This is a genomic window from Streptomyces pathocidini (assembly GCF_001418495.1).
Taxonomy (GTDB): domain Bacteria; phylum Actinomycetota; class Actinomycetes; order Streptomycetales; family Streptomycetaceae; genus Streptomyces; species Streptomyces pathocidini.
Map to the genome: position 1 here is coordinate 1 of NZ_LIQY01000146.1, position 9,114 is coordinate 9,114.

Consider the following 9,114-nt stretch of genomic DNA (forward strand, 5'->3'; position numbering starts at 1 on the left):
CCATGCGCAGATCATCACCTGTCGGTCGGAACACCGGCAAACTATTTGGCCACGCGGTGGCGGTGGCTCGGGCCGGGGCGTTCCCCACGGCACCGCATAGCTGCTGGGGCTGCGCATCCGCCCCTCACATCGCCCTGGCGGGCTCGTCCTCAAGCGCCGGACGGGCTGGTCTTCCAGCCCGTCCGGCGCTTGAGGACACGGTGACCCCAGCCGGGCAAGGACCGGCCACGACTTGCCGCCCGGTCGACCCGGTCGAAACATGGGGGAGGTGAGTGATATCGGCGCATACCTCCGGTTCCCGGATATTCACGGCGATCTGATCTGCTTCGTGGCGGAGGACGACCTCTGGGTGGCCCCTGTTCCCGCGGAAGGCGAACGGGCGGAGCATGCGCACCGGCTGACCGTGGACCGAACCCGCGTCGGCCATCCGCGGTTCTCCCCCGACGGCCGCCACATCGCGTACACGAACTGGCGCAGCCTGGACCCCGAGATCCATCTCGCGCCGGCCGACGGCGGCCCCGCCCGGCGCCTGACCTACTGGGGCTCCACCGACACCCGCGTCTGCGGCTGGGACCCGGACGGGAACATCCTCGCCGTGGCCTCGCACGGGCAGCCGTTCTCGTACTTCTCGTGGGGTTACAAGGTGCCCACCGACGGCTCGCCCGGCGGGCGCCTGCCCTGGGGGCCGCTGTCCTCCATCGCGGTCGCCGACCTCGGCGGCGAGCACCTGACCCTGCTGCTGACCGGCAAGCCGCCGCACGAGCCCGCCTCCTGGAAGCGCTACCGGGGCGGCGCCACCGGCCGTCTCTACCTCCAGTGCGAGCGGCTACTGCCGGACCTGGGCGGCCATCTGGACTGCCCGATGTTCGTGGGCGACCGGATCGCCTTCCTCTCCGACCACGAGGGCATCGGCAATCTCTACTCCTGCCGCCACGACGGCACCGACCTGCGCCGCCACACCGACCACGACCGCTTCTACGCCCGGCACGCGTCCTCCGACGGCACCCGCGTCGTCTACCAGTGCGCGGGCGACCTGTGGCTGGCCGAGGATCTGTCGCCCGGCGGCGAGCCGCGGAAGCTGGACGTCCGCCTCGGCGGCCCGCGCGCCGGGCGGCGCGCGTACCAGATCCCGGCCGCCGCCCACGTCGACTCGCTGTCCGTGGACGCCACCGGCCGGGCGAGCGCGGTGTGCGTGCGCGGCAGCCTGTACTGGCTGACCCACCGCGACGGCCCGGCCCGTACGATCACCGACACCCCGGGCGTACGCGTGCGGTTCCCCGAGATGCTGGGCTCGACGGGGAAGGTCGCCTACGTCACCGACGCCGAGGGTGAGGACGCGATCGAGATCGCGGACCTGCCGCGGGCCAGCGGGGCGCGCCCACCGCGCCGGATCGCCGCGGGCCGCCTGGGCCGGGTGCACGAGCTGATCGCCTCCCAGGACGGCGAGTTGCTGGCCGTCGCCACGCACGACGGGCGGCTGCTGATCGTCGACCCGACGGAGGACGAGGAGACCGCGGGGGACCCCGGGGACGCCGAGGTCGCTGGGAAGGCCGGGGACGCCGGGAACGCCGCGGGCGAGGACGTGGAGATCGTCGAGATCGTCCGGTCCGAGAACGGCCCCGTCCGCGACCTGGCCTTCTCCCCCGACTCCGGCTGGCTCACCTGGTCCCACCCCGGCATCGGCCGCACCCTGCGCCAGATCAGGCTGGCGCGGCTGACCGACGGCACGGTCATCGACGTGACCAACGGCCGCTTCGAGGACGAGCAGCCGGTCTTCACCCGCGACGGCCGCTATCTCGCGTTCCTCTCCTGGCGCGGCTTCGACCCCGTCTACGACGTGCACACCGGCGACCTGTCCTTCCCCCTCGGCTGCCGCCCCCATCTCGTCCTGCTGTCCTCCGCGACGCCCTCGCCGTTCGCGCTGTCCGCAGAGGGGCGCACGGCGAGCGGCGGTCTCGACCCGGGCGAGATCGACGCGTCGGGGGACGGCGACGGGCACGTGATGGTGGAGGTCGAGGGCCTGGCGAGCCGGGTGACGCCGTTCCCGGTGGCCGCCTCGAAGTACTCCTCGCTGCACCCGGTCGCGGGCGGCGGCCTGGTCTGGCTGCGCTGGCCGATCTCGGGCGCGCTCGGCGAGACGTTCGCCAACCCGGCCGACACCTCGGGCAAGCCCACGCTGGAGTTCTTCGACGTGGCGAAGGCCAAGCGCACCGAACTGGTCGCGGATCTGGACTGGTTCGCGGTCAGCGGCGACGGTGGGCGGCTGGTCGTCAGCGAGGACGAGGACCTGCGGGCCGTCCCGGCGACCGAGAGCGGCGACAGCGACTCGACCGTCCACCTGGACCTGCGCCGCATCATGCACCAGGCGGACCCGGAGTCGGAGTGGCGGCAGGCGTACGCGGAGGCGGGCCGCATCATCCGCGCGTACTTCTGGGACCCGGGGATGTGCGGGGTGGACTGGGACGGAGTGCTGGAACAGTACCGACCGCTGGTCGAACGGGTCGCCTCCCCCGACGAGTTCGCGGATCTGCTGCGGGAGGTGCTGGGCGAGTTGGGCACCTCCCACGCGTACGTCGCCCCGGCCCGGCGCAGCGAGGGCCCGCCGCACTACCAGCGGGCGATCGGCCTGCTGGGCGCCAACTTCGCGCACACCAAGGACGGTGCGTGGCAGGTGGCGCGCATCCTGTCCGGCGAGTCCTCCGACTCCCGCGCCCGCTCGCCGCTCGCGGGCTCCGGCATCCGCGAGGGCGCGGTCCTCACGCACGTGGACGGGCGGCCGGTGGACCCGGTGGCGGGCCCGTACCCGCTGCTGACGGCGGCGGGCGGCACGACCGTGGAGCTGACCTTCTCCCCCGCCGGGGGCGAGGGCCCGGCCCGGCGCGTCGCCGTCGTGCCGCTGGTCGACGAGCGGCCGCTGCGCTACCAGGACTGGGTGGCCAAACGGCGCGAGGTCGTACGGGAGTTGAGCGGCGGCCGCTGCGGCTATCTGCACATCCCCGACATGGGCGGCTCCGGCTGGGCGCAGTTCAACCGCGACCTGCGGATGGAGATGGCGAAGGACGCGCTGATCGTGGACGTGCGCGGCAACGCGGGCGGCAACATCAGCGAGTTGGTGGTCGAGAAGCTCACCCGCACGGTCCTGGGCTGGGACCTGACCCGCGACGCGCGGCCTGTCTCGTACGCCTCGAACGCGCCACGCGGGCCGGTCGTAGCGCTCGCGGACGAGATGACCTCCTCCGACGGCGACATGATCACCGCCGCGTTCAAACTCCTCGGCCTGGGGCCTGTGGTAGGGCTGCGGACCTGGGGCGGCGTGGTCGGGATGACCGGCCGCCACCGGCTGGGCGACGGCACGGTGATCACGGTGCCGATGAACGCGGCCTGGTTCGACGCGTACGGGTGGGGGGTCGAGAACCACGGTGTCGAACCGGATATCGAGATCGACCGCACCCCGCTGGACTGGGCCGAGGGGCGGCACCGGCAGCTGGACGACGCGGTGGAGCTGGCGCTCGAACTGCTGGAGACCCGACCGGTGAAGAACCCGCCTGACCTTTCGCGGGTGCCGGACTTGCGGAGGCCCAAGTTGCCGCCTCGGTAAGGGGGTTGGCCCGGTGGGACGCCGGATGGGGTGGCCCGGCACGGTGCCGACGGGTGTGGGCGCGTGGGGGGCAGCGCGCGCGGACGCGTGGGAGGTGTCGGCGCGCGCTGTGAAGGGGCGCAACCCTTGCGGGCTGCGCCCCTTCACAGCTTCACAGCGCGGTGTGCGCAACGCGCTGGAGCGTCCTGGTCGACGTCAGCGGTCGAACTCGTCCTGGACGTCCTCGAAGCTCCGCTGGCCGCTGCGCTGCGCGGCCTTCTCGCGGGCCTGCTCGGCACGCTCACGGGCGTCTTGCGGGCGCTGCGGGTTCTGGGGGTGCTGCGGGTTCTGGCGCTGGCCCCGCTCGGGCTGCTCCTGACCGCCGCGCTGACCCTGCTGGCGCTCCTGCATCGACTGCGCCTTGTCCTGGAACTGGTCCTTGATGCCCATCTAAGTCACTCCTCGTTGGGTGAAGGGGGGTTGGGCCCCCATCAGAGTGACACGAGCAGACACACTTCGCATTTTCGACATAACGGAACGTAATGCCCCGCAGCTCAGCCCTGACTCTGCCCCGTGACTCAACCCCGTTGCTCAGCCCCCGCAACTCAGCCCTGCGGCTCGGCCCCCGTTGCTCGGCCCCGCAGCTCAACCCTGTCGCGCCCGCGCCTTCTCGTCCGCCGCGCCGCCCGCGCCCACCAGGCCCGCACGGGTCGCGCGGGTCGCGGCGAGGCGGGGCTCGAAGCGACGCATCTCGCGGGATCCGACGGCCGCGATGATCCCCGGCAGATACCCGCGCATGCCCTGCATGCCACGCAACCACCCCTGCCCGTACACATGCGAGGCCCGCCGCTCGATCCCGGCGGCTATCCGCTCTACGGCAGGGCCGAGCGGATACGTCCGGTTCGACGGCCAGGGCAGCCGCTGCCGCAACTCCCGCATCACCTCGTCCTCGTCGGCCCCGCGCACCATGTCGGTGTCGGTCCAACTCAGGTACCCCACCCCGACCTTGACCCCGCGGTGCGCCACCTCGGCGCGCAGGCAGTGCGCGAACGCCTCGACGCCCGACTTGGACGCGCAGTACGCGGACATCATCGGCGCGGGCGTCACCGCGGCCAGCGAGGCGATCTGCAGCAGATAGCCGCGGCTCTCCAGCAGTGCGGGCAGGAACGCCCGCGCGGTCACGGCACTGCCGAGCAGGTTGACCTCGACGACCCGGTTCCAGGTGCGCGCGTCGGAGTCCAGGAACGGCCCGCCCTGCGCCACCCCGGCGTTGGCCACGACGACGTCGACCGCCCCGAACCGCTCCCTCACCTCCCGCGCGACCCGCTCCATCGTGTCCGCGTCGGTGACGTCGGCGTGCCAGTGGGCGGAGTCGGTGGGCAGTTCCCCCGCGATCCGCTCCAGCGCCTCCGGCTCCAGCCCGATCAGCGCGATGCGCGCCCCGCGCGCGGCGAGCCGGCGCGCCAGCGCTTCGCCGACGCCGCGCGCCGCGCCGGTCACCACGGCGACCCGCCCCTTGAGACTGCCGCGTGCGCTCACGATGTCTCCTCCTTGGCGGTGGCCTCGGCCTTGGCGGTGGCTTCAGCCGTGGCCGTGGCCTCGGCTGCGGCCTCGACCGGGCGGCTCCCGGGGCTCGTACGGGGCCGATGCTCCGGAGCCGTGCGGGGCTCGTCCTCGGGGCGCGCGAGCGGACCGGGGACGCCACCGGGCACGGCCAGGTGATCGCGTACGAGCCCCCGGATCTCCCCCGCCACCGCGTCCGGCGCCTCCACCGGCGCCATGTGGCCGAGGCCGGGGAGCTCGGTGACGCCCCGGCAGTCGGGCAGCGCCGCGGCCAGCCGCCGGGCGTGGACGGGCGGCGTGAGCCGGTCGGCCGTGCCGACGACGACCGCGGTCGGCGCGGCCAACTGCCGTACCGCCGCGTCCAGATCGATACCGTCCAGGACGTGCGCCCAGGCGGCGCGCACACTGCGCGGGCAGGCGTGCACGATCCGCGCGCACGCCTCGACCATGTCGGGCGCCGAACCGGGCCCCATGGTCCCGTACTTGAGGATCCGCTTGGCCAGCGGCGTGACCGGGCCCAGTGGGGCGGACGAGCCGAGGATCAGGCGGTGCGCCCGCGTCCGTGCGCGCTCCCCGCGCAGCGGTACGACCCTGGCGTCCTCGAGCAGCCGCGAACTGCCCGTGCTGCACAGCAGGACCGCCGCCGTACACTCGCGCACGGCCGTGCGCCCCGAGGCCGCCATGAGGGTCATGCCGCCCATGGAGTGCCCGGCGAGTACGGCCCGTTCGCCCGGCGCGAGCACCGCGCCGAGCACCGCTTCGAGGTCGTCGGCCAACGCTTCGGTGCTGTAGCCGCCGGGCGGAGCGGCGGGGCTGCGGCCGTGGCCGCGCTGGTCGTACGCGATGACGCGGTGGTCGCCGGCCAGCGCGCGCACGACGGGCGCCCAGAAGGCGATCGAGCAGGTCCAGCCGTGCGCGAGGACGACGGCGGGCGCGTCCTCGGGCCCGTGCACCGCGATGTGCAGCCGGGACCCGTCGGCCGAGGTGGCGGCCAGCTCGCGAGTGGGCGAGGGCGGGGCGTACGGGCCGGACGTGACGTGTCCGGCGCGCTGGATGTGCTTGAGCGGGCGGCTCATGCGACGGCCTCCTCGGTGTCGACTGCCGTGCGGTTCGGGTCGGTCGGGTCCTGGTCGCCGGTGGCGCGCAGCACCGCGTACTCGGCCAGGTCCACCCGCCGGGTCACCTTCCGGAACTCGCCGGTCGTCCCCGGCCAGACGGTCGTGTTGCGCCCGTTCGCGTCCAGGTACCAGCTGTCGCAGCCGGTGTTCCAGACGGTGCGCCGCATCCGGTCCTGGAGGTGCCGGTTCCAGGCGTTGACGGCCGAGGGGCGGGCGTCCAGCGCGGCCCTGCCGCCGTCGGCGGACAGGGCGGTGAGCTGCCGGAGGTAGTCGGCGAGGTAGTTCAGCTGGGCCTCGATGATGAGGATCATCGAGCTGTTCCCCAGGCCGGTGTTGGGCCCGATGATCGTGAGGAAGTTGGGGAACCCGGCCGCGCTCGCCCCGCGCAGCGCCGCCATCCCGTCCTGCCACTCCTCGGCCAGCGTCGTGCCGTTGGCTCCGGTGACGCGCTGGGCGATCGGCATGTCGATGACGCGGAAGCCGGTACCGAAGACGATCGCGTCGGCGTGAACCTCCGTACCGTCCGCGGCAACCAGGGCCGAGCCGTGAACCTCTTTCAGGCCCGACGCAACCAGATCGGTGTTCGGCCGCGCGAGCGCCGGATAGAAGTCGTTGGACAGCAGGATGCGCTTGCAGCCGATGCGGTAGTCCGGGGTGAGCGCGGCGCGCGTCGCCGGGTCCTTGACGGCCTTGCGCAGATGGGACTTGGCGAGCGCCTGGATGAGCCCGAGCTCGTTCGGCCGCTTGGTGAACGCGCCGACCTGGAGCTCGCGGATCCCCCACAGCAGTCCCCTGCGCAGCGCGCGGGTGGCGGGCACGCGCACGTGCAGCCGGCGCTCGAAGGCGCTGATCGGCCGGTCCATGCGCGGCAGCACCCAGGCCGGGGTGCGCTGGAACAGAGTCAGCCGCTCGACCTCCGGCTGGATGGCGGGCACGATCTGGATCGCCGAGGCCCCCGTGCCGATCACCGCGACCCGCTTGCCGCGCAGGTCGTAGTCGTGGTCCCAGCGCGAGGAGTGGAAGACCTTGCCGGGGAAGGAGTCGAGACCCGGGATGTCCGGGATCCGCGGGTCGGACAGCGGCCCGGTGGCGGACACCACGACATCGGCGGTGAGCGGCCCCTGCCCCGTCCCGACCTCCCAGTGGAGCGCGCCGGCGTTCCAACGCAGCGAGGTGACCTCGCAGTTGAAGCGGATGTACGGCCGCAGCCCGAAGGTGTCGGTGACGCGCTCCAGGTACGCGCGGATGTGCGGCTGGCCGGAGAAGTTGCGCGGCCACTCGGGGTTGGGCGCGAAGGAGAACGAGTACAGGTGCGAGGGCACGTCGCACGCGCACCCCGGGTAGCTGTTGTCCCGCCAGGTGCCGCCGACCGCCCCGGCCCGCTCCAGCACGACGAAGTCGGTGATGCCCTCACGGCGCAGCCGGACCGCGGCTCCCAGGCCCCCGAACCCGGAGCCGATCACCGCCACGCGTACGTGTTCGCGGCCCCGTACCGCCGTGTCCCGCCGCCCCACCGCGTCCTGTTCGGCCATGCCGCCGCCTCCCAATGCCCGCCCCGGACCGCGCCAGCGTTCACTGGCACGATTCGGGAGCGTAGAGCAGGGCCGTACTCATGGGTAGGGGGCGCGCGTACGGAAGTTACCTGCGGTCGCACCCGCGGTCCGGCCCGTTCCGTACGCATAAGCTGCGGGCGTGGAGACGTCAGGCGCAGCGGAGGAAGCGGCGGAGGGCCGCGAGTACCGCACGGCCGAACTCGCCGAGGCGGCGGGCATCACCGTGCGCACCCTGCGCTTCTACCGCGAGCGCAAACTGCTGCCCGCCCCGCGCCGCGAGGGCCGGATCGCCTGGTACGACGAGCACCACCTGGCGCGGCTGCGCACGATCGCCGCGATGCTGGAGCGCGGGCACACGCTCGGCGGGATCGCGGAGCTGCTCGCCGCGTTCGACAAGGGCCGGGACGTCGGCGAACTCCTCGGCCTGGAGAGCGAGATGGCCGGCCGGGGCCCGGAGTTCCCGGGCTGGTCCCAGGAGACCCCGGTCCGCCTCTCCCCCGAGGCCCTGGCCGACTACTTCACCGGCGAGGTGACCCCGGAGAACCTCGCGGCCGCGCTCGACCTCGGCTACGTGGCGGTCGACGGCGACGAGGTCGTGCACGTCAGCCGCCGCCTGCTGGACGCGTCCAGCGCGCTCGTGGACCAGGGCGTGCCGCTCGCCACCGTCCTGTCCGCGGCCCGCGAGGTACGCGCCCACGTCGAGGCCCTGGCCGCGCTCTTCACCGACCTGGTCACCGCCCACGTACGCCCGGAGGCCGGGGAGCTCGGCGCCACCATCGAGCAGCTCCGGCCGGTGGCCGGGGGCGTGGTGGAGGCGGAACTGTCGATGGCGATGGACCGCCGCCTCCGGGCGGGCATCGCCGCCTGGCTGGAGGAACGGGCCCGAAACGCCTGAGGCGGGCGCACCCGGCCCGAGACGGGCGCACACTGGGGGCATGTGCCGCAGCATCAAGACCCTCCGCCCGCCGGTGACGGAACAGGTCGGCGACGCCGACATCCACGCCGCCGCGCTCCAGTACGTCCGCAAGGTCTCCGGCTTCCACCACCCGGCCGCCCACAACCAGGCGGTCTTCGACGAGGCGGTGGAGGCGGTGGCCCAGGCCACGGAACACCTGCTCGCGCACCTGGTGGTACGGGGCTCGGGTTCGCATTCGGGCGCCGGCTCGGGCTCCGGCGCGCGGAGCCGGACGGCGGCGGGTTAGCCGGAGTCAGCCGGCAGGGGCGCGCAGTCGCGGAGGACGCAGCATCACGCCCCCACCGCCGAAGCCCCCGCCGCCGCCCTCGCTGCCCCCACCGTCGACGC

Annotated in this window: 7 protein-coding genes; 3 read left to right on the plus strand and 4 right to left on the minus strand. The window is 73.6% G+C overall.

The window, feature by feature from the left end:
- Positions 1-259 precede the first annotated feature (259 nt).
- Positions 260-3,598: a S41 family peptidase gene (locus AOK16_RS09085; protein ID WP_055471733.1), complete on the plus strand. Its 3,339-nt coding sequence runs from the start codon at positions 260-262 to the stop codon at positions 3,596-3,598.
- Between the two features lie 195 nt (positions 3,599-3,793).
- On the opposite strand, the gene AOK16_RS09090 is transcribed toward AOK16_RS09085, so the two are convergent.
- The 4 genes from AOK16_RS09090 to AOK16_RS09105 form a co-directional block, all read right to left on the minus strand.
- Positions 3,794-4,027: a hypothetical protein gene (locus AOK16_RS09090; protein ID WP_055471734.1), complete on the minus strand. Its 234-nt coding sequence runs from the start codon at positions 4,025-4,027 to the stop codon at positions 3,794-3,796.
- 195 nt (positions 4,028-4,222) lie between these two features.
- Complete coding sequence (locus AOK16_RS09095; protein ID WP_055471735.1) at positions 4,223-5,116, minus strand: SDR family oxidoreductase; 894 nt, start codon at positions 5,114-5,116, stop codon at positions 4,223-4,225.
- Positions 5,113-6,216: an alpha/beta fold hydrolase gene (locus AOK16_RS09100; protein WP_240483472.1), complete on the minus strand. Its 1,104-nt coding sequence runs from the start codon at positions 6,214-6,216 to the stop codon at positions 5,113-5,115. Before AOK16_RS09100 ends, AOK16_RS09095 begins: the two co-directional genes overlap by 4 nt.
- Positions 6,213-7,790 (minus strand): flavin-containing monooxygenase, encoded by a 1,578-nt coding sequence (locus AOK16_RS09105; protein WP_055471736.1) that lies wholly within the window; start codon positions 7,788-7,790, stop codon positions 6,213-6,215. The genes AOK16_RS09100 and AOK16_RS09105 overlap by 4 nt, the downstream gene beginning before the upstream one ends.
- A 160-nt stretch (positions 7,791-7,950) precedes the next feature.
- On the opposite strand from AOK16_RS09105, the gene AOK16_RS09110 reads away from it, so the two are divergent.
- Entirely contained in the window at positions 7,951-8,706 is a 756-nt protein-coding gene (locus tag AOK16_RS09110; protein WP_055471737.1) for a MerR family transcriptional regulator, read from the plus strand.
- Positions 8,707-8,746: 40 nt separating this feature from the next.
- A complete protein-coding gene (locus AOK16_RS09115; protein WP_055471738.1) occupies positions 8,747-9,013 on the plus strand; it encodes a DUF2277 domain-containing protein in 267 nt (88 codons plus the stop codon).
- Positions 9,014-9,114: the final 101 nt, after the last annotated feature.

Coding starts and splice junctions, on each gene's coding strand:
- AOK16_RS09085 (WP_055471733.1), top strand. CDS start 260: ATGGGGGAGGTGAGTGATATCGGCGCATACCTCCGGTTCCCGGATATT.
- AOK16_RS09090 (WP_055471734.1), bottom strand. CDS start 4,027: ATGGGCATCAAGGACCAGTTCCAGGACAAGGCGCAGTCGATGCAGGAG.
- AOK16_RS09100 (WP_240483472.1), bottom strand. CDS start 6,216: ATGAGCCGCCCGCTCAAGCACATCCAGCGCGCCGGACACGTCACGTCC.
- AOK16_RS09105 (WP_055471736.1), bottom strand. CDS start 7,790: ATGGCCGAACAGGACGCGGTGGGGCGGCGGGACACGGCGGTACGGGGC.
- AOK16_RS09115 (WP_055471738.1), top strand. CDS start 8,747: ATGTGCCGCAGCATCAAGACCCTCCGCCCGCCGGTGACGGAACAGGTC.